The sequence below is a fragment of the Sphingobacterium sp. UBA5639 genome (genome assembly GCF_002421245.1).
In the GTDB taxonomy this organism is placed as follows: Bacteria; Bacteroidota; Bacteroidia; order Sphingobacteriales; family Sphingobacteriaceae; genus Sphingobacterium; species Sphingobacterium multivorum.
Genome location: NZ_DIJR01000006.1, coordinates 161,438 through 179,755 on the forward strand (window position 1 = coordinate 161,438; position 18,318 = coordinate 179,755).

The window sequence follows — 18,318 nt, forward strand, 5'->3', positions numbered from 1 at the left end:
CCTACTGCTTCGAAGGACTTTTAATTAATTAATTTACAACATGTCAGGTATTATTGGAAAAAAAGTAGGAATGACGAGCCTGTTTAACGCTGATGGGAAAAATATTCCTTGTACAGTGATTCAGGCCGGGCCGTGCGTGGTTACGCAGATACGTACGGAAGAAAAGGATGGCTACTCGGCAATTCAACTTGGTTTCGACGAAGCTAAGGAGAAAAACACGACAGCTCCTTTGAAAGGGCACTTTGCGAAAGCAAACACAACGCCTAAGCGTAAGTTGGTAGAGTTTAAAACTTTCCCAGATGCAAAACAACTTGGTGACGTAGTTGACGTTACACTTTTCGAGGAAGGCGAATTCGTAGATGTAGTTGGTACTTCAAAAGGTAAAGGTTTCCAAGGTGTAATGAAACGTCATGGATTTGGTGGTGTAGGTGGTGCGACTCACGGTCAGCACAACAGATTACGTGCTCCAGGTTCATTAGGTGCTTCATCATGGCCTTCACGCGTATTCAAAGGTATGCGCATGGCTGGTCGTACAGGTGGTGACAGAGTTAAAGTTCAAAACTTACAGGTGTTGAAAGTTTACGCTGAGCAAAACCTTATCGTTGTTAGTGGTTCCATTCCAGGAGCTAAAGGTTCTTATGTAATCGTAGACAAATAGTAGAGATGGAAGTTAAAGTTTTAAATTTATCAGGTAAAGAAACAGGTGCCAAGGTGCAACTTCCTGAGTCGGTATTTGGGTTAGAGCCTAACGATCATGCGATCTATTTGGATGTGAAACAATACTTAGCGAACCAACGCCAAGGAACTCACAAATCTAAACAACGTAACGAAATCGCGGGTTCTACTCGTAAATTACACAAACAAAAAGGTACTGGTGGTGCTCGTGCGGGTTCTATCAAATCTCCATTGTTTAATGGTGGTGGTCGTGTATTCGGTCCTCAACCTCGTGACTACTCGTTCAAATTGAACAAAAAATTGAAACAAGTAGCACGTAAATCAGCGTTATCTTACAAAGCAAAAGATAATAACATTGTGGTATTGGATGAAGTAAAATTCGATGCTATCAAAACTAAAAACTATGTTGCTTTAATAAATGCGTTGAACGTAGCTGATGAGAAAACATTGTTGGTATTACCAGCTTACGATGAGATTGTTTATAAATCAAGCAGAAACTTGAAAAAAGCAAAAGTTATTGTTGCAGCTGATTTAAATACATATGATGTATTGAACGCAACAAAATTATTGTTGACTACAGATTCTGTTAAAACTTTGGAGGAAGCATTAGCTAAGTAATATGGAAATTATTAAAAAACCTATCTTGACTGAGAAAGCTTCTTTGTTAACGGAAAAATTAAACCGTTACGCTTTCAAAGTAGATCACAGAGCAAACAAAATCCAGATTAAAGCAGCTGTTGAGGCTATGTTTGGTGTTACAGTTCTTGCTGTAAACACTGCAGTAGTAGCTGGTAAAGCAAAAAGCCGTTACACAAAAGCAGGTTTCGTATCTGGTAGAGCTCCTAAGTATAAAAAGGCTGTCATTACGATTAAAGACGGCGAAACTATTGACTTTTACAGTACTATATAATACAAAATGGCAGTTAAAAGATTCAAACCGGTAACCCCTGGTACTCGTTTTAGAGTAGGCGCTGACTACTCTGATGTTACTACAAACGTTCCTGAAAAATCGTTAGTAGTAAAAATCAACAAGAAATCAGGCGGTCGTAATAACTCCGGTAAAATGACTATGCGTTATCTCGGTGGGGGACATAAAAAAGTATACCGATTAATTGATTTCAAACGCGATAAAAAAGATATCCCTGCAAAAGTAGCTACTATCGAGTACGATCCAAATCGTACTGCTCGTATTGCCTTGTTGCATTACGCTGATGGTGAAAAACGTTACATCCTTGCTCCAGCTGGTTTAGTAGTTGGTCAAACTGTAATCGCAGGTGATAAAGTTGCCCCAGAAGTTGGTAATACATTACCATTAGCAAACATTCCATTGGGTTCTATCATCCACAACATTGAATTAAATCCTGGTCAAGGTGGTTCAATTGCTCGTTCGGCTGGTACTTATGCTCAATTGTCTGCTCGTGATGGTAAATATGCCATCATCAAATTGCCTTCGAGCGAAACACGTATGATCTTATTGACTTGTGTTGCTACAATTGGTTCAGTATCGAACCATGAAAGATCTAACCAAGTGTTAGGTAAAGCAGGTCGCAAACGTTGGTTAGGTCGTCGTCCAAGAGTTCGTGGTGTTGCGATGAACCCAGTAGATCACCCTATGGGTGGTGGTGAAGGCCGTACTTCAGGAGGTCACCCACGCTCACGTACAGGTGTATTAGCTAAAGGCTTCAAAACACGTTACAAGAAGAAAACATCGAATCGTTACATCATTGAGAGAAGGAAAAAATAATGGCTCGTTCAATTAAAAAAGGTCCTTATATCGATCACAACTTAGAAAGAAAAGTTCTTTCTATGAATGAAACTAACAAAAAGTCAGTTATCAAAACATGGTCTCGTAGATCAATGATTTCACCTGATTTTGTTGGCCATACCTTCGCAGTGCACAACGGGAATAAATTTATCCCTGTTTATGTAACAGAGAATATGGTAGGTCACAAGCTTGGTGAATTCGCGCCTACGCGTACATTCAGAGGCCACGCAGAAAAGAAAAAATAATAGGTAATGGAAGCAACAAAAAAACTTAAAAAGTCTGTCTTAATTAGACAACGTAAAGAGCAAGAGAAAGCTCAACAAGGAGGAGCTTCGGATGCCAAATTATTGAACTGCCCGACTTCGCCTCGTAAGATGCGTTTGGTGGTAGACTTAATTCGCGGTCAACGTGTTGAAAATGCAATTTACATTTTGAAACACTCAAGTAAAGAAGCTGCTGCTCGTGTAGAAAAATTATTATTATCTGCAATCAAAAACTGGGAAGCCAAAAACGAAGGTAAATCAGTGGAAGAAAGCGAACTATATGTAAAAGAAGTATCAGTAGGTGGTGGTCGTCAATTGAAAAGATTGCGTCCGGCTCCTCAAGGTCGCGGATACAGAGTTCGTAAACGTTCAAATCACGTTACGTTGGTAGTTGATAGCAAATTAAACGTTGAACAAAACTAATTTATTGAGAAATGGGACAAAAAGCAAATCCAATAGGTAGCAGATTAGGAATCATCAAAGGTTGGGATTCTAACTGGTTCGGAGGTAAAAACTATTCCGATAAATTAGTTGAAGACGAAAAAATCAGAAAATATCTTTCTGTTCGTATTGCAAAAGGTGGTGTAGCTAAAGTTGTTATCGAAAGAACTTTAAAACGTATCACTGTTACAATTCACACTGCTCGTCCAGGTATCGTTATCGGTAAAGGTGGTCAAGAAGTTGACAAGATCAAAGAAGAGTTGAAAAAACTGACTAAAAAGGATGTTCAAATCAACATTTTCGAGATCAAACGCCCTGAGTTAGATGCTAAGTTAGTAGCTGAAGGTGTCGCTAAACAATTAGAGGCGCGTATTTCATTCCGTCGTGCAATGAAAACTTCAATCGCTTCTACCATGCGTATGGGTGCAGAAGGTATCAAAATCATGTGTTCTGGTCGTTTAGGTGGTGCTGAAATGGCGCGTACTGAACAATACAAAGAAGGAAGAACTCCTTTACACACATTGCGTGCTGATATCGACTACGCTTTAGCTGAAGCATTGACTACATACGGTAAAATTGGTATCAAAGTTTGGATCTGTAAAGGTGAAGTTTACGGTAAACGTGACTTATCTCCAAACATTGGTCAAGCATCTGGTGTAAAATCACGTGGCAACCACGAAGGTGGTGGCGAACGTCGTGACAACCGTAACAACAAAGGTGGTCGCGGTGGAAACAACCGTGGTGGAAACAACCGTGGTGGAAGCAACCGTGGTCCGAAAAAAGATTAATAGTTATTTAGATTACAACAAAAACCTGCTGAAAAAGCAGATTTAAAAAGTATACGAACATGTTACAGCCAAAAAGAACGAAGTTCAGAAAGATGCAGAAAGGCCGCATGAAAGGTAACGCTTCTCGTGGAGCGGAGTTAGCTTTCGGTTCTTTCGGTATCAAAACAATGGAGCAAGCATGGATCACTAGTCGTCAAATCGAGGCAGCTCGTATTGCGGTTACACGTTATATGAAACGTGAAGGTCAAGTTTGGATTCGTATTTTCCCTGACAAACCTGTTACGAAAAAACCTGCAGAGGTACGTATGGGTAAAGGTAAGGGTGCTCCAGAATACTGGGTAGCAGTAGTACGCCCAGGCCGTATGTTATTTGAAGCAGAAGGTGTGCCTTTGGAAATTGCCAAAGAAGCTTTACGCCTTGCAGCTCAAAAACTTCCGGTTCAAACTAAGTTTGTGATTCGTAGAGACTACGTTGAAGCATAAAAATCTTGGTAATGTCATCATTTAAGCGTTAGGGCCGTTACCCCTAACGCTATATATAAAGCGATGATAACCCAAATAACAACTGAAAAAACATGAAAAATTCAGAAATTTTAGAATTATCTAATGAGGACTTAAAAGCTCGTCTTGTAGAAGAGAAAACAGCCCTTACAAAATTGAAATTTGCACATGCTGTTTCAGCTATTGAGAACCCTAACGTGATCAAAGCAGCACGCAAAACTATCGCTCGTATCAGTACAGAGATCAGTGCACGCAAAGCTGCAGCTAAAAATGAAACAGCCTCTGAGGCGTAAAATTTAAAGTCGAAATGGAAAGAAATTTAAGAAAAACAAGAATCGGCTTAGTAGTTAGCAACAAGATGGACAAGTCTATCGTGGTATCAGTGGAACGTAAAGTGAAACACCCGATCTATGGTAAGTTCGTTAAAAAAACTACTAAATTTAAAGCTCATGACGAAACTAATACCTGCGGTATCGGCGATACGGTATTAATTATGGAAACTCGTCCGCTGAGTAAAACAAAAAACTGGAGATTAGTAGAAATTATAGAAAGAGCTAAATAACATGGTACAACAAGAATCAAGACTTAATGTAGCTGACAATAGCGGTGCTAAACAAGTTTTAGTAATCCGTGTATTGGGCGGTACGCGCAAGCGTTATGCATCAATCGGAGATAAGATTGTTGTATCGGTGAAAAGCGCTATGCCTTCAGGAAACGTGAAAAAAGGTTCCGTTTCTAAAGCAGTAGTGGTTAGAACGAAAAAGGAAATCCGTCGTAAAGATGGTTCATACATCCGTTTCGATGATAACGCCGCTGTATTATTAAATAATAATGATGAACCACGTGGTACACGTATCTTTGGCCCTGTTGCTAGAGAGTTGCGTGAGAAGCAGTTCATGAAAATTGTATCATTAGCACCGGAGGTTTTATAATTATGGCACAGAAAACAAAAACAACTACGCACAAAATCAAAATTAAAAAAGGTGATTTAGTGAAAGTTATCGCTGGTAACTCTAAAGGTGTTCAAGGAAAAGTATTAACTGTTTTAGTGGATAAAAATAGAGCTATCGTTGAGGGCGCTAACATCGTAAAAAAACACACTAAACCAAGTGCAGCTAATCCTAATGGTGGTATCATTGAGAAAGAAGCTGGTATTCACATCTCTAATTTAGCTGTTATCGATCCTAAAACAGGTGCAACTACACGTGTAGGTCGTAAGTTAAATGCAGATGGTAAATTAGTTCGTTACGCTAAAAAATCAGGGGAGGAAATTAAATAATGACTTACGTACCAAGATTAAAAGTGAAATATGCGGAGGAAATCCGTAAAGCACTTCAAGAAAAATTTCAGTATAAAAGTATTATGCAGGTTCCTAAACTTGAGAAAATCGTTGTTTCACAAGGCGTAGGAGCTGCAACAGCTGACAAAAAATTAATCGATAACGCTATCGCTGAGTTGACTTTAATCACAGGTCAACAAGCCGTTGCTACAAAATCGAAAAAAGATATTTCAAACTTTAAATTACGTAAAGGTATGCCTGTAGGGGCACGTGTTACTTTACGTGACAACAATATGTTTGAGTTCTTGGACCGTTTGGTAGCAGTATCGCTTCCACGTATTCGTGACTTCCGCGGTATCAACGATAAAGGCTTTGACGGACGTGGTAACTATAACTTAGGTATCACTGAGCAAATCATTTTCCCTGAGATCAACATTGACAAAATCAACAAGATCCAAGGTATGGACATCACTTTCGTGACTTCTGCTCAAAATGATGTTGAGGCTTTAGAATTGTTGAAACAATTCGGTTTACCATTTAAAAATCAAAATACTAATAACAATGGCTAAAGAAGGATTAAAAGCACGCGAAGTAAAACGCGCTAAATTGGTAGCTAAATATGCGGCAAAACGTGCAGAATTAAAAGCTGCTGGCGATTACGTTGCATTAGATAAATTGCCTAAAAATGCTTCTCCAGTACGTTTACACAATCGTTGTAAATTGACTGGTCGTCCTAAAGGATATATGCGTCAATTCGGTATCTCTCGTGTAACATTCCGTGAGATGGCTTTAGATGGCAAAATCCCAGGGGTGAAAAAAGCTTCTTGGTAATTAAAAAAAAAATACTTAATTTTGCCCGGGCAATTCAACTGAGGATTGCCGGGGTTTTTGCATTTTAAAATTGTTTAACAGATAGAAGGTCCCATACCAATGGTTGGGAGGGAAACCGCTGTCACAAATTTTCATATATAATGACTACAGATCCAATTGCGGATTACCTTACACGAGTAAGGAATGCCATCAAGGCCAACCACAGGGTTGTTGAAATTCCTGCATCGAACCTAAAAAAAGAGATCACTAAAGTTCTTTTTGACAAAGGTTACATTGCTAATTACAAATTCGATGAGAATGGCGTACAGGGTACGATCAAAATCGCATTGAAATATAATCCAATTAGCAAAATTCCGGCTATTCGTACGTTGACACGTGTGAGTAAACCTGGTTTAAGAAAGTATGCAAGCGTTGATACTATGCCTCGTGTTTTGAACGGTTTAGGTATTGCTATCTTGTCAACATCGAAAGGTGTAATGACAGATAAGGAAGCTAGACTTCAAAATGTTGGTGGTGAAGTTTTATGTTACGTTTATTAATCTAGGTAAAAGCACAAAGAAATGTCAAGAATTGGAAAAGCGCCTATCGCTATCCCTGCTGGGGTAACTGTTACTATTTCGGACAAAAACTTAGTTTCAGTAAAAGGTCCTAAAGGCGAATTAACACAACAAGTTGACCGTGACATCACGATTGCTCAAGAAGAGGGTAATATCGTTGTAACACGTCCAACTGATCAAAAGAAACACAAAGCATTACACGGTCTATACCGTTCCCTGTTGGCTAACATGGTTCACGGTGTGACTGAAGGTTACAAAACTACGCAAGAGTTAGTCGGTGTAGGTTACCGTGCTTCAAGTACTGGTAATGTATTAGAGTTAACTTTAGGTTTCTCTCACCAGATTGTTTTTGTATTGCCAAACGAGGTTAAAGTATCAACTACTGCTGACAAAGGTAAAAACCCTACAATCACTTTAGAGTGTGCTGACAAACAATTGATCGGTCAGGTAGCGGCTAAAATCCGTGGCTTCCGTAAACCAGAACCTTACAAAGGAAAAGGTGTCAAGTTTGCAGGTGAAGTATTGAGAAGAAAAGCAGGTAAATCAGCTAAAAAATAATAATCATGGCAGGACAAAAAGCATCTCGTAGAGAGAGAATCAAAAAAGGAATCAGAAAAAACCTTGCTGGAACGTCTGAACGTCCACGTTTATCGGTTTTTAGAAGTAACAAAGGTATCTATGCGCAAATCATTGATGACAATGCAGGCAAAACATTAGTTGCTGCATCTAGCTTGTCAAAAGAGTTTGTTGCATCTGGTAACAAGGTTGATCAATCTAAAGCTGTAGGTAAATTGGTGGCTGAAAAAGCATTAGCAGCAGGTATTAATAAAGTAGTTTTTGACCGTAATGGGTACTTATACCATGGCCGTATCAAATCTTTGGCTGAAGGTGCTCGCGAAGGCGGTTTAGACTTTTAATCATAGAAAGAAATGGCATTAAGCAATATAAAAAGAGTAAAATCAAGCGAAATTGAATTAAAAGATCGCTTAGTAAGTATCCAACGTGTAGCTAAAGTTACTAAAGGTGGTCGTACTTTCAGCTTCTCTGCAATTGTTGTAGTAGGTGATGAAAACGGTATCGTTGGTTACGGTTTAGGTAAAGCTAAAGAGGTAACTGAAGCAATCACGAAAGGTATCGATGACGCAAAGAAAAATTTGGTAAAAGTTCCTATTATCAAAGGTACTGTTCCGCACGCACAATATGGTAAATATTCTGGTGGTTCAGTTTTGATTAAACCAGCTGTAGGTGGTACAGGAGTTTTAGCAGGTGGTGCAATGCGTGCAGTATTGGAGTCTGCTGGTATCAAAGATGTATTGGCTAAATCATTAGGTTCTTCTAACCCACACAACGTGGTAAAAGCAACTGTAACTGCTTTAGCAGATATGCGTGATGCGTATACAGTAGCACAACACCGCGGTGTCGATTTGAATAAAGTATTTAACGGTTAATTATCATGGCAAAAATCAAAATCACCCAGATAAAGAGCGTTATCGACAGAAGCGAGCGCCAAAAGAAAACTATTGAGGCATTGGGTTTGAAAAGAATCAACCACTCAGTAGAAGTTGAAGCTACTCCATCAATTATTGGAATGGTACGTAAAGTAAACCATTTAGTAGCTATCGAAACTATTTAATATTAGCATATGGAAGAGGTCTTTGGGCTTCTTCCATTACTTGTTATTAATAATCATTATTTTTTAATCGCTAGTACCTGTTTAGTGAGAGCGAAGGGCTAGCACAATTTAGTTTAAAAATGAACTTAAGTAATTTAAAACCTGCAAAAGGTGCAGTAAAAAGTAGCAAACGTATTGGCCGTGGTACTGGTTCTGGTCGTGGTGGTACTTCAACACGTGGTCACAAAGGTGCTGGTTCTCGTTCAGGTCACTCTACGAAAATCGGTTTCGAAGGTGGTCAAATGCCTTTGCAACGTCGTGTGCCTAAATTTGGTTTCAAAAACATCAACCGTGTTGAGTATAATGGTGTAAACTTAGATACTTTACAAGCGTTGATCGAGAAATACAATTTAACAGCTGTAGATTTCGACGCATTGAAAGCTCATGGTTTAGTGTCTAAAAATGACAAAGTTAAAATCTTGGGTCGCGGTGAGTTGAAAGCTAAAGTTGAAGTAACAGCGCACGCGTTTACTGCTTCTGCTCAAAAAGCTATTGAAGCTGCAGGCGGTTCTATCGTTAAAATTTAATAAATGAAGAAACTAATCACAACCTTAACCAATATTTGGAAAATCGATGATTTACGTACGCGTATTCTAAATACCTTACTTTTTCTTTTGATTTACCGTATTGGATGTCACGTGGTATTACCAGGTGTAAATCCTCATGCTTTGGCTTCTGGTCAAAAAGAGGGTTTATTGGGCTTACTGGATATGTTTGCGGGAGGATCATTCTCTCGTTCGGCTATCTTTGCTTTAGGGGTAATGCCATATATCTCGGCATCCATTGTTGTTCAATTGCTGGGCATCGCGGTTCCTTACTTCCAAAAGATGCAGAAGGAAGGGGAAAGTGGTCGTCAAAAAATGAATCAAATTACTCGCTATTTAACTTTAGGGATTACTTTGCTTCAAGCTTTTGCTTATGTACGTACTCAAATCGAGCCAAGTGCTAAGACAATAGCTGACCCATTATTCACTATTCTGACTGCTATAGTTTTGACAGGCGGTACTTTATTTGTGATGTGGTTAGGAGAGAAAATTACGGATAAAGGTATCGGTAATGGTATTTCTTTGATCATCATGACTGGTATTATCGCTCAATTGCCAAGTGGTATCACTGCGGAATGGGTTTCTAGAATGGCGAAAGGTGGTGGTGGTCCAATTCCATTGTTGCTTGAATTTGTAGCTTTGTTCTTTGTTGTGATCTTTACGATCTTGATCGTACAAGGTGTTCGTAAGATCCCTGTACAATACGCGAAGAAAATCGTTGGAAACAAGCAAGTCGGTGGAGTACGTCAGTATATACCGTTAAAGGTAAATGCTGCAGGTGTAATGCCTATCATTTTTGCGCAGGCAATCATGTTTGTGCCAATGAGTTTAGGACAGTTCTTCCCAAATCTTCAGTCGGAATTTTTGACTTCGTTGAGTAACTATACTTCTGTTGCATACAACGTGACATTTGCGGTGTTAATTATCGCATTTACGTTTTTCTATACAGCGATTATGGTGAACCCACAACAGATGTCGGACGACATGAAGAAGAACGGAGGTTTTGTACCAGGTATTAAACCGGGATTGGAAACTAGTAATTTTATAGACCGCGTAATATCAAATATTACATTTCCAGGTGCAATTTTCTTAGCGATCATTGCTATTCTACCTGCTATTGCAAGTTTGTTTGGTATTAACAATCAATTTGCGCACTTCTACGGTGGTACGTCATTATTGATTTTAGTAGGTGTGGTGTTGGATACTTTGCAACAGATCGAATCTCATTTATTGATGCGTCATTACGATGGATTAATGAAAACAGGTCGTATTAAAGGTCGTTCGGCCGCGTCTGTTGAGGGAATGGATCATTCGGCAATTTAATTTCTTTAGATGTCTAAAGTATTTTATAAGTCAGCAGAAGATATAGAGCAATTGCGAAAGTCAGCAGATGTGCTTTCGCAATTGCTTGGTGAAATCGCAAAAGTGATTAAGCCTGGGGTAAAGACTATATCTCTTGATAAATTAGCTTATGAGTATATTCATGATAACGGCGGAACGCCTGCGTTCTTAAATTATCAGGGATTTCCATATTCTTTGTGTATATCTGTCAACGATCAAATTGTACACGGCTTTCCAAGTGATTATGAAATTAAAGATGGAGATCTTGTTTCGGTCGATGGTGGTGTCAATTTGAATGGTTTTATCAGTGATTCAGCATACACCTTTGGTGTAGGTGAAATATCTGAAGAAGCACAGTTGTTACTGGATGTAACAAAGGAATCATTGTACAAAGGTGTTGAACAGGCGGTGGCTGGTAAACGTGTTGGGGATATTTCTTCAGCTGTTCAGGAGTATGTGAGTAAATTCGGATTCGGAATTGTGCGCGAGCTGGTTGGACACGGAGTTGGTTATCACTTACATGAAAAACCTGAGGTTCCTAATTATGGAAAACGAGGTGCTGGTCCTAAATTGGAAGAAGGTTTGGTTATTTGTATCGAACCGATGATCAATGCAGGGCGTGCGGGTGTTCGTTTTTGGGATGATGGTTGGACAGTAAGTACAGTGGATGGGAAATTATCGGCGCACTTCGAACAGATGGTTGCAATCCGAAAAGGAGAACCAGATGTGTTGCTGACATTCGAACATGTAGAGAAAGTTTTGAACAAAAAGTAGTTGGTTTTCAATTATTTTTATTTATCTTTGCACTCCTGTTCGCAGGCTTTTAAATTAAATTTAATCGAGAATATATGGCTAAACAAGCCTCAATAGAACAAGACGGTATAATTAGAGAGGCACTTTCTAATGCTATGTTTAGGGTAGAGTTGGAAAATGGACATGAAATCATTGCCCATATTTCTGGTAAAATGCGCATGCACTATATCAAAATTTTACCTGGTGATAAAGTTAAATTGGAAATGTCTCCGTATGATTTGACTAAAGGAAGGATTACTTATCGCTATAAATAGTCGTAAGCCCTTGTATTAGTGCAAGCTTTTGAAAAAATAAATATCATGAAAGTAAGAGCATCAATAAAAAAACGTAGCGCGGACTGTAAGATCATCCGTCGTAAAGGTAAAGTTTTTGTAATCAACAAAAAGAACCCAAAGTTTAAACAACGTCAGGGTTAATTCATTAAAAAAATAATAGCTTAATATTATATGGCAAGGATAGCAGGTATTGATTTACCTAAAAACAAAAGAGGTGTGATCGGCCTTACCTATATTTTTGGTATCGGTCGTACAAGAGCTGAATATATCTTGGAAAAAGCTGGTATCAGCGAAGATGTGAAGGTACAAGAGTGGAATGATGATCAATTGGCAGCAATTCGTACCATCATTAACGACGAATTGAAAGTTGAAGGTGCATTGCGTTCTGAAATTCAATTAAACATCAAACGTTTAATGGATATCGGTTGTTACCGTGGATTGCGTCACCGTAAACACTTACCAGTTCGTGGTCAACGTACTAAAAACAACTCACGTACTCGTAAAGGTAAACGTAAGACAGTTGCAAACAAGAAAAAAGCTACTAAATAATAAATAAGAAATGGCTAAAACTAAAAAAGCTGCAAAAAAGCGTATCGTTGTTATCGAACCTGTAGGTCAGGCTCACATTAACGCAACGTTTAACAATATCATTGTAACTTTGACGAATAATCAAGGTCAAACTATTTCTTGGTCTAGTGCTGGTAAAATGGGTTTCCGTGGTTCTAAAAAGAACACGCCATATGCTGCTGGTCAGGCTGCACAAGACTGTGGAAAAGTTGCTCACGATTTGGGTTTACGTAAAGTTGAAGTGTTTGTTAAAGGACCTGGTGCTGGTCGTGAATCGGCAATCAGAACATTGCAAACAGTAGGAATCGATGTGACTACTATCAAAGATATCACTCCACTTCCTCACAACGGTTGTCGTCCTCCAAAACGCAGAAGAGTTTAATTAATTTAAAGATAAGATTCATCGGCTATAGGCTGATAGATACTTTAATTGTAAAAGAAAATGGCTAGATATACAGGACCTAAGTCCAAAATTGCCCGTAAATTTAGAGAGCCGATCTTCGGCCCAGATAAAGCGTTAGAAAAGAAAAATTACCCTCCTGGACAACATGGAGCTTCTAAACGCAGAGGTAAACAATCTGAATATGCTATTCAGTTGTTAGAAAAACAAAAAGCAAAATACACTTACGGTGTATTGGAGCGTCAGTTCTCAAACTTATTTGTTAAAGCTGCCTCTAAACAAGGTATTACAGGTGAGATCTTCTTGAAATTGTTAGAAGCTCGCTTGGATAACGTAGTTTACCGCTTAGGTATCGCTACTTCTCGTGCCGCTGCTCGTCAGTTGGTATCCCACAAACACGTTACTGTTAACGGCGAAGTTGTTAACATTCCATCATATAGCTTGCGTCCAGGTGACGTTGTAGCAGTTCGTGAACGTTCTCAAACACTTGAAGCCATCACAAATTCAGTTGCAGGTCGTACTGTAAATAAATTTTCTTGGTTAGAGTGGAATGCGAAAGAATTAACAGGTACTTTCTTAAGCTATCCAGAAAGAGCTGACATTCCTGAAAACATTAAAGAGAACTTAATCGTTGAGTTATACTCTAAATAATAAATAAAATAGAAGAATGCATAGTCCAATTTTTGGGGTATGCATCTTCTATTGTATTACAATTATTATTACAAATAAAACATTAAAAGAAAATAAATGGCAATTTTAGCATTTCAAAGACCGGATAAAGTTATCATGCAAAAATCTACGGATTTTGATGGTACGTTTGAATTTCGTCCATTGGAGCCTGGTTTTGGTGTAACCATTGGTAATGCTTTGCGCCGTATTCTATTGTCCTCTTTAGAAGGATATGCAATTACGTCGATAAGGTTTTCTGGCGTTTCGCACGAATTTTCAACGATCAAAGGTGTTGTTGAAGACGTAACTGAAATTATCTTGAACTTGAAACAAATTCGTTTCAAAAAAACAGGTGAGATTGGCGACAACGAAAAGGTATTTGTAGTAATCAATGGTCAAGAACAATTCTTAGCTGGTGATATCACAAAATTCTCTAATAACTTTACGGTCTTGAACCCAGACATGGTAATCTGTAACATGGATAATTCAGTGACAATTGAATTGGAATTGAGTATTGCCAAAGGTCGTGGATACGTAAATGCTGATGAGAATAAAGTTGTGGATGCTCCAGTAGGTGTTATCGCAATCGATTCGATCTTTACTCCGATCAAGAATGTTAAATATACCATTGAGAATTACCGTGTAGAGCAAAAAACTGACTACGAGAAATTGTTGTTGGATATCTCTACTGATGGCTCAATTCACCCCGAAGAAGCTTTGAAAGAAGCTGCTAAGATCTTAATTCAACACTTTATTCTATTCTCTGATGAGAATATGCTTCTTGAGTCTCAAACGAAAGAAGAAACTAAAGTTGTTGATGAAGAAATCTTACATATGCGTAAGATTCTGAAAACAGAATTAGTAGATCTTGATCTTTCAGTTCGTGCATTGAACTGTTTGAAGGCAGCAGATATTCGCACATTGGCTGAGTTAGTAACTTATGACGTGGCTGATATGTTGAAATTCAGAAACTTCGGTAAAAAATCGTTAAGTGAAATCCAAGAATTGGTTAAATCAAAAGGTTTATCATTCGGAATGAACTTGGCGAAATACAAATTAGACGAAGAATAATAATTTATTAAGCGACCACTAGTCGTAATTCCTTTTGGCTGTCTGAATAGGTGATTTTCACCTATTTGAACTATACAAAAACGGTACGGTTAGTATAATAAAATCAAAATGAGACACGGAAAAAAAGTAAATCACTTAGGCCGTACGGATAGCCATAGAAAAGCAATGTTGGCTAACATGGCGACATCATTAATCCTACACAAACGTATTACAACTACTTTGGCTAAAGCTAAAGCGTTACGTACGTATGTTGAGCCTTTGATTACTAAATCTAAAAACGACACAACACACTCTCGTCGTACAGTATTCGCTTATTTGAAAGATAAAGACGCAGTTTCTATCTTATTCCGCGAAATTTCTGAAAAAGTAGCTAACCGTCCAGGTGGTTACACGCGTATCATCAAAATGGAAAACCGTTTAGGTGATAACGCAGAAATGGCTTTCATCGAGCTAGTTGATTACAACGAAATCTACGGTAAAAAAGCTGCTGCTGCTGAGAAAAAAGCGACTCGTCGTCGTGGTGGTGCTAAAAAAGCTGCTACTGCCGAAACTGAAGCTCCTGCAGAAGTTAAAGCCGAAGTAGAAGGTGAAGAAAAAGTAGACGGAGAATAGTATTCTGCTGATCTAACATAAAAAAGTCCTCTTTTTAAGAGGACTTTTTTTATTTTATGACCATTCCTACCGTTATAACTAATATATTTGTATTGCTAAAATCTGATAGCTTTTTCTATTACAAGCTATTTCGTTTATCAATCTATAATTCATTAAGATGAAACCATTTGATGTTTATCCCATTAATCCCATTAACATAGTAAAAGCTAATGGATCAACGGTGTGGGATGCCGAAGGAAATGCTTACTTGGACTTGTATGGTGGCCACGCTGTGATATCGATCGGACACACGCACCCACATTATGTACAACGTATAACAGAGCAATTGAACCGCATTGCGTTCTATTCTAATTCTGTTGAAATTCCAATTCAGCGTGAACTTGCCCGATTGTTGGGGGAAGTGTCGGGAAAGGTTGATTATGATTTATTTCTTTGTAATTCGGGCGCAGAAGCGAATGAAAATGCATTGAAATTAGCTTCCTTTTATAACAAAAGAAAGAAGGTTATTGCATTTTCAAAAGCATTTCATGGACGCACATCATTAGCTGTTGCTGCAACAGACAATCCGAGTATCGTGGCTCCTGTAAACGAGACGGACAATATTGTTTTTCTTCCTTTTAATGATGAAGAGGCTTTAACCAGCGCTTTCGCATCTTATGGTGAGGAAATTTCATCCGTTATTGTAGAGAGTATTCAGGGAGTTGGCGGTATTCGGGAGGCTTCAGTTTCTTTTCTTCGTTTGATTCGGTCTCTTTGTGATCAATATAATGCAGTTTTCATTGCAGACGAAGTACAATGTGGCTACGGCAGGACGGGCTTATTCTACGCCCAGGATTATTCCGGCGTCGAAGCTGATATTTATACCATGGCAAAAGGTATGGGCAATGGGTTTCCAATCGGAGCAATAAGTATATCGCCTAAATTTAAAGCTACTTACGGCAGTTTGGGTACTACCTTCGGGGGGAATCATCTTGCATGCGCGGCAGCTTTGGCTGTTTTGGAGGTCATCCAACAAGATCAGCTTATGGAAAATGCTGCACAAGTCGGCACCTATCTTATCAATGAATTGAAGCAAATAGAGGAAATTATTGAAGTTAGAGGTAGGGGATTAATGATCGGTATCGAACTTCCAGCATCGTTGGGTCATGTGAAGAAGGATCTCTTGTTAAAGAACCGTATCTTTACGGGAGAGGCTAAGCCATTTGTGATTCGCTTATTACCTGCCCTGAATATGACTAAAGAGCATGCGGATCAGTTTTTATCTGCATTAAAGGAGCATGTAAAGGCCGTAACGGTTGCGTAAACCCCTAAATGCTGTCAAATTGGCCAATGGCTGTTTCAGCTTGTGGAAATTTGATTGCACTGTATTAGTTAAAATATATACTGAGTGTGACGCGCTTATTTATTGCCGTTGAAGATGCACTCGAATAAATAGATATAGATGAAAAAGTTTTTCTCTGTTAAGGATGTTTCCAGTGTAGCGGACGTTGTTCAAGAAGCGTTAAATTTGAAAGCTGCACCATATGACAATCAGGATCTTGGTCAACACAAAACGCTGGGACTTGTATTTTTGAATCCCAGTTTACGTACACGTTTGAGCACACAAAAAGCGGCGATGAATTTGGGCATGAATGTGATGGTTATGAATATGGATAAAGATGGTTGGGCTCTTGAAACACAGGATGGTGTTGTGATGAACGGGACAACTGTTGAACATATTCGTGAAGCCGCTGCTGTTATGGGCGAGTATTGTGATATTTTGGGACTTCGTTCCTTTCCAAAATTGAAAGATCGCGAAGAGGATTATAGTGAAGACTTATTCAACAAATTCATTAAATACTGTGGTGTTCCTGTTGTTTCCTTAGAAAGTGCAACGCGGCATCCGCTACAGAGTTTGACGGATATGATTACCATCACTGAGTATAAAAAGACCGAGAAACCAAAAGTGGTTTTGGCTTGGGCTCCGCATGTTAAGGCATTACCTCAAGCGGTACCTAATTCTTTTGCAGAATGGATGTGTAAAGCGCAAGAAGAGGGATTGGTTGATTTTACGATAGCTCAACCTATGGGCTATGAGTTAAGTGAAGAATTTACAGCCGGTGCAACCATATCTAATGATCTTGAAGAAAGTTTAAAGAATGCTGATTTTGTCTATGTGAAAAACTGGTCTTCTTATCAGGAATATGGCGAGGTATATGGTGTTGATGAAGATTGGATGATGGATAATAAGAAGCTGAAGCTGACAAATGATGCCAAAGTTATGCATTGCTTGCCAGTACGAAGAGATCTCGAATTATCTTCAGAAATTTTGGATGGGCCAAACTCACTCGTGATTAAAGAGGCCAGCAACCGTGTTTGGGCTGCTCAGGTTGTTTTGAAACGTATGTTAGAGGATTTGGTATAGTACAATCCTATTGATTTTTGAAAAACTATTTTTATTGGGAAAAGTTGCGTAATGGCTAATAGTGTATTAAATATTATTAAAATTGGCGGGAATATTATTGATGATGAACGCCAATTGGATTCTTTTTTAGAAAAGTTCTCCGCATTATCAGGGAAAAAGATTCTTGTACATGGTGGAGGTAAAATTGCAACTCGTTTGGCTAGTGAACTGGGCATCGAAGCCCAAATGGTAGAAGGGCGGCGTGTGACAAATGAGGAAATGTTACGCGTTGTAACAATGGTATACGCCGGATTGACAAACAAGACAATCGTTGCGAAGTTGCAAAATTTGAAATGTGATGCTGTCGGATTAACCGGAGCTGATGGGGATGTCATTAAAGCGATAAAGCGTCCTGTAAAAGATATCGATTATGGTTTTGTAGGTGATTTGTTACATGACTCTGTAAATACCTTGGCCATCAAAAAGTTTTTGGAAGCGGGTTTTGTTCCTGTGTTTTCAGCTATTACACATAATGGCCTTGGACAATTGCTCAATACCAACGCGGATACAATAGCTTCTTCATTGGCGGTGTCTTTGGCTTCATTATATGAAACTTCTTTGGTTTATTGTTTCGAGAAGAACGGCGTTTTACGGGATGTAACAGATGAGAATTCGGTAATCCCAACGATTAAGTCAGAAGAGTTTGAACATCTTAAGGAATCCGGCGTAGTGAACGACGGGATGATCCCTAAGTTGCAAAATGCATTCAATGCTATAAATAAAGGTGTTCAAGAGGTCTATATTGGAAATGCTAATAATTTGCATTTGTTTCAACAAGGACAATTTGGCACTTGCTTGACATTAAAATAAA

The 18,318-nt window shown here is 38.8% G+C and carries 32 protein-coding genes; all 32 read left to right on the top strand.

Annotated features, from left to right (window positions below; genetic code table 11):
* Nucleotides 1-40: 40 nt before the first annotated feature.
* The 32 genes from rplC to argB all read left to right on the top strand — a co-directional run bounded on the left by rplC (nucleotide 41) and on the right by argB (nucleotide 18,317).
* Entirely contained in the window at nucleotides 41-658 is a 618-nt protein-coding gene (gene rplC, locus B4Z90_RS06395) for a 50S ribosomal protein L3 (RefSeq protein WP_104385215.1), read from the top strand.
* A 5-nt stretch (nucleotides 659-663) separates the two neighbouring features.
* The gene (gene rplD / locus B4Z90_RS06400; RefSeq protein ID WP_046674865.1) at nucleotides 664-1,293 is read left to right on the top strand and encodes a 50S ribosomal protein L4; all 630 of its coding nucleotides are present in this window, start codon (nucleotides 664-666) and stop codon (nucleotides 1,291-1,293) included.
* 1 nt (nucleotide 1,294) lies between these two features.
* Nucleotides 1,295-1,585 carry a 50S ribosomal protein L23 gene (gene rplW / locus B4Z90_RS06405; protein WP_046674866.1) on the top strand — a complete coding sequence of 97 codons (291 nt, stop codon included), beginning with the start codon at nucleotides 1,295-1,297 and terminating at the stop codon, nucleotides 1,583-1,585.
* A gap of 6 nt (nucleotides 1,586-1,591) precedes the next feature.
* Nucleotides 1,592-2,419, top strand: coding sequence for a 50S ribosomal protein L2 (rplB, locus tag B4Z90_RS06410; RefSeq protein ID WP_046674867.1), 828 nt, complete (start codon nucleotides 1,592-1,594; stop codon nucleotides 2,417-2,419).
* Nucleotides 2,419-2,685, top strand: coding sequence for a 30S ribosomal protein S19 (gene rpsS / locus B4Z90_RS06415; protein WP_002997495.1), 267 nt, complete (start codon nucleotides 2,419-2,421; stop codon nucleotides 2,683-2,685). Before rplB ends, rpsS begins: the two co-directional genes overlap by 1 nt.
* 6 nt (nucleotides 2,686-2,691) lie before the next feature.
* Complete coding sequence (gene rplV / locus B4Z90_RS06420; protein WP_046674868.1) at nucleotides 2,692-3,126, top strand: 50S ribosomal protein L22; 435 nt, start codon at nucleotides 2,692-2,694, stop codon at nucleotides 3,124-3,126.
* A gap of 11 nt (nucleotides 3,127-3,137) precedes the next feature.
* On the top strand, nucleotides 3,138-3,932 hold the full coding sequence (rpsC, locus tag B4Z90_RS06425; protein ID WP_046674869.1) for a 30S ribosomal protein S3: 795 nt from the start codon (nucleotides 3,138-3,140) through the stop codon (nucleotides 3,930-3,932).
* Nucleotides 3,933-3,991: 59 nt separating this feature from the next.
* Nucleotides 3,992-4,414 carry a 50S ribosomal protein L16 gene (gene rplP / locus B4Z90_RS06430; protein WP_046674870.1) on the top strand — a complete coding sequence of 141 codons (423 nt, stop codon included), beginning with the start codon at nucleotides 3,992-3,994 and terminating at the stop codon, nucleotides 4,412-4,414.
* Nucleotides 4,415-4,506: 92 nt separating this feature from the next.
* Nucleotides 4,507-4,725, top strand: a complete 219-nt coding sequence (gene rpmC, locus B4Z90_RS06435) for a 50S ribosomal protein L29 (protein WP_046674871.1) — start codon at nucleotides 4,507-4,509, stop codon at nucleotides 4,723-4,725.
* Nucleotides 4,726-4,739: 14 nt separating this feature from the next.
* Nucleotides 4,740-4,994 (top strand): 30S ribosomal protein S17, encoded by a 255-nt coding sequence (gene rpsQ, locus B4Z90_RS06440; protein ID WP_046674872.1) that lies wholly within the window; start codon nucleotides 4,740-4,742, stop codon nucleotides 4,992-4,994.
* A 1-nt stretch (nucleotide 4,995) separates the two neighbouring features.
* Nucleotides 4,996-5,364, top strand: coding sequence for a 50S ribosomal protein L14 (gene rplN / locus B4Z90_RS06445; RefSeq protein ID WP_046674873.1), 369 nt, complete (start codon nucleotides 4,996-4,998; stop codon nucleotides 5,362-5,364).
* A gap of 2 nt (nucleotides 5,365-5,366) precedes the next feature.
* Nucleotides 5,367-5,711 carry a 50S ribosomal protein L24 gene (rplX, locus tag B4Z90_RS06450; RefSeq protein WP_070570406.1) on the top strand — a complete coding sequence of 115 codons (345 nt, stop codon included), beginning with the start codon at nucleotides 5,367-5,369 and terminating at the stop codon, nucleotides 5,709-5,711.
* On the top strand, nucleotides 5,711-6,280 hold the full coding sequence (gene rplE / locus B4Z90_RS06455) for a 50S ribosomal protein L5 (protein WP_046674875.1): 570 nt from the start codon (nucleotides 5,711-5,713) through the stop codon (nucleotides 6,278-6,280). Before rplX ends, rplE begins: the two co-directional genes overlap by 1 nt.
* Entirely contained in the window at nucleotides 6,273-6,542 is a 270-nt protein-coding gene (gene rpsN / locus B4Z90_RS06460; protein WP_028071569.1) for a 30S ribosomal protein S14, read from the top strand. The genes rplE and rpsN overlap by 8 nt, the downstream gene beginning before the upstream one ends.
* A 137-nt stretch (nucleotides 6,543-6,679) precedes the next feature.
* A complete protein-coding gene (rpsH, locus tag B4Z90_RS06465) occupies nucleotides 6,680-7,081 on the top strand; it encodes a 30S ribosomal protein S8 (protein WP_223584601.1) in 402 nt (133 codons plus the stop codon).
* Between the two features lie 21 nt (nucleotides 7,082-7,102).
* The gene (gene rplF / locus B4Z90_RS06470) at nucleotides 7,103-7,657 is read left to right on the top strand and encodes a 50S ribosomal protein L6 (protein WP_088160090.1); all 555 of its coding nucleotides are present in this window, start codon (nucleotides 7,103-7,105) and stop codon (nucleotides 7,655-7,657) included.
* Nucleotides 7,654-8,016 carry a 50S ribosomal protein L18 gene (gene rplR, locus B4Z90_RS06475; protein ID WP_172462327.1) on the top strand — a complete coding sequence of 121 codons (363 nt, stop codon included), beginning with the start codon at nucleotides 7,654-7,656 and terminating at the stop codon, nucleotides 8,014-8,016. Before rplF ends, rplR begins: the two co-directional genes overlap by 4 nt.
* 27 nt (nucleotides 8,017-8,043) lie before the next feature.
* Nucleotides 8,044-8,547 (top strand): 30S ribosomal protein S5, encoded by a 504-nt coding sequence (gene rpsE / locus B4Z90_RS06480; protein WP_236560343.1) that lies wholly within the window; start codon nucleotides 8,044-8,046, stop codon nucleotides 8,545-8,547.
* A 5-nt stretch (nucleotides 8,548-8,552) separates the two neighbouring features.
* The gene (rpmD, locus tag B4Z90_RS06485; RefSeq protein ID WP_046674880.1) at nucleotides 8,553-8,732 is read left to right on the top strand and encodes a 50S ribosomal protein L30; all 180 of its coding nucleotides are present in this window, start codon (nucleotides 8,553-8,555) and stop codon (nucleotides 8,730-8,732) included.
* Between the two features lie 119 nt (nucleotides 8,733-8,851).
* A complete protein-coding gene (gene rplO / locus B4Z90_RS06490) occupies nucleotides 8,852-9,298 on the top strand; it encodes a 50S ribosomal protein L15 (protein WP_046674881.1) in 447 nt (148 codons plus the stop codon).
* 3 nt (nucleotides 9,299-9,301) lie between these two features.
* Nucleotides 9,302-10,639: a preprotein translocase subunit SecY gene (gene secY / locus B4Z90_RS06495; RefSeq protein WP_046674882.1), complete on the top strand. Its 1,338-nt coding sequence runs from the start codon at nucleotides 9,302-9,304 to the stop codon at nucleotides 10,637-10,639.
* Nucleotides 10,640-10,648: 9 nt separating this feature from the next.
* Entirely contained in the window at nucleotides 10,649-11,431 is a 783-nt protein-coding gene (gene map, locus B4Z90_RS06500) for a type I methionyl aminopeptidase (RefSeq protein ID WP_046674883.1), read from the top strand.
* Nucleotides 11,432-11,505: 74 nt separating this feature from the next.
* A complete protein-coding gene (gene infA / locus B4Z90_RS06505) occupies nucleotides 11,506-11,724 on the top strand; it encodes a translation initiation factor IF-1 (RefSeq protein ID WP_002997456.1) in 219 nt (72 codons plus the stop codon).
* A gap of 45 nt (nucleotides 11,725-11,769) precedes the next feature.
* A complete protein-coding gene (ykgO, locus tag B4Z90_RS06510) occupies nucleotides 11,770-11,886 on the top strand; it encodes a type B 50S ribosomal protein L36 (protein ID WP_013665024.1) in 117 nt (38 codons plus the stop codon).
* A gap of 30 nt (nucleotides 11,887-11,916) precedes the next feature.
* The gene (gene rpsM, locus B4Z90_RS06515; protein ID WP_112373918.1) at nucleotides 11,917-12,294 is read left to right on the top strand and encodes a 30S ribosomal protein S13; all 378 of its coding nucleotides are present in this window, start codon (nucleotides 11,917-11,919) and stop codon (nucleotides 12,292-12,294) included.
* 10 nt (nucleotides 12,295-12,304) lie between these two features.
* Nucleotides 12,305-12,694, top strand: a complete 390-nt coding sequence (gene rpsK, locus B4Z90_RS06520; protein WP_046674885.1) for a 30S ribosomal protein S11 — start codon at nucleotides 12,305-12,307, stop codon at nucleotides 12,692-12,694.
* A 60-nt stretch (nucleotides 12,695-12,754) separates the two neighbouring features.
* Nucleotides 12,755-13,363 (top strand): 30S ribosomal protein S4, encoded by a 609-nt coding sequence (rpsD, locus tag B4Z90_RS06525; RefSeq protein WP_046674886.1) that lies wholly within the window; start codon nucleotides 12,755-12,757, stop codon nucleotides 13,361-13,363.
* A gap of 96 nt (nucleotides 13,364-13,459) precedes the next feature.
* Nucleotides 13,460-14,452 carry a DNA-directed RNA polymerase subunit alpha gene (locus tag B4Z90_RS06530; protein WP_046674887.1) on the top strand — a complete coding sequence of 331 codons (993 nt, stop codon included), beginning with the start codon at nucleotides 13,460-13,462 and terminating at the stop codon, nucleotides 14,450-14,452.
* A gap of 108 nt (nucleotides 14,453-14,560) precedes the next feature.
* The gene (rplQ, locus tag B4Z90_RS06535; RefSeq protein WP_070570394.1) at nucleotides 14,561-15,064 is read left to right on the top strand and encodes a 50S ribosomal protein L17; all 504 of its coding nucleotides are present in this window, start codon (nucleotides 14,561-14,563) and stop codon (nucleotides 15,062-15,064) included.
* 157 nt (nucleotides 15,065-15,221) lie between these two features.
* On the top strand, nucleotides 15,222-16,367 hold the full coding sequence (locus B4Z90_RS06540) for an aspartate aminotransferase family protein (protein WP_115047043.1): 1,146 nt from the start codon (nucleotides 15,222-15,224) through the stop codon (nucleotides 16,365-16,367).
* Between the two features lie 138 nt (nucleotides 16,368-16,505).
* Nucleotides 16,506-17,468 (top strand): acetylornithine carbamoyltransferase, encoded by a 963-nt coding sequence (locus tag B4Z90_RS06545; protein ID WP_286770646.1) that lies wholly within the window; start codon nucleotides 16,506-16,508, stop codon nucleotides 17,466-17,468.
* Between the two features lie 51 nt (nucleotides 17,469-17,519).
* Entirely contained in the window at nucleotides 17,520-18,317 is a 798-nt protein-coding gene (gene argB / locus B4Z90_RS06550) for an acetylglutamate kinase (RefSeq protein WP_115047047.1), read from the top strand.
* The last annotated feature ends 1 nt before the right edge of the window (nucleotide 18,318 follow it).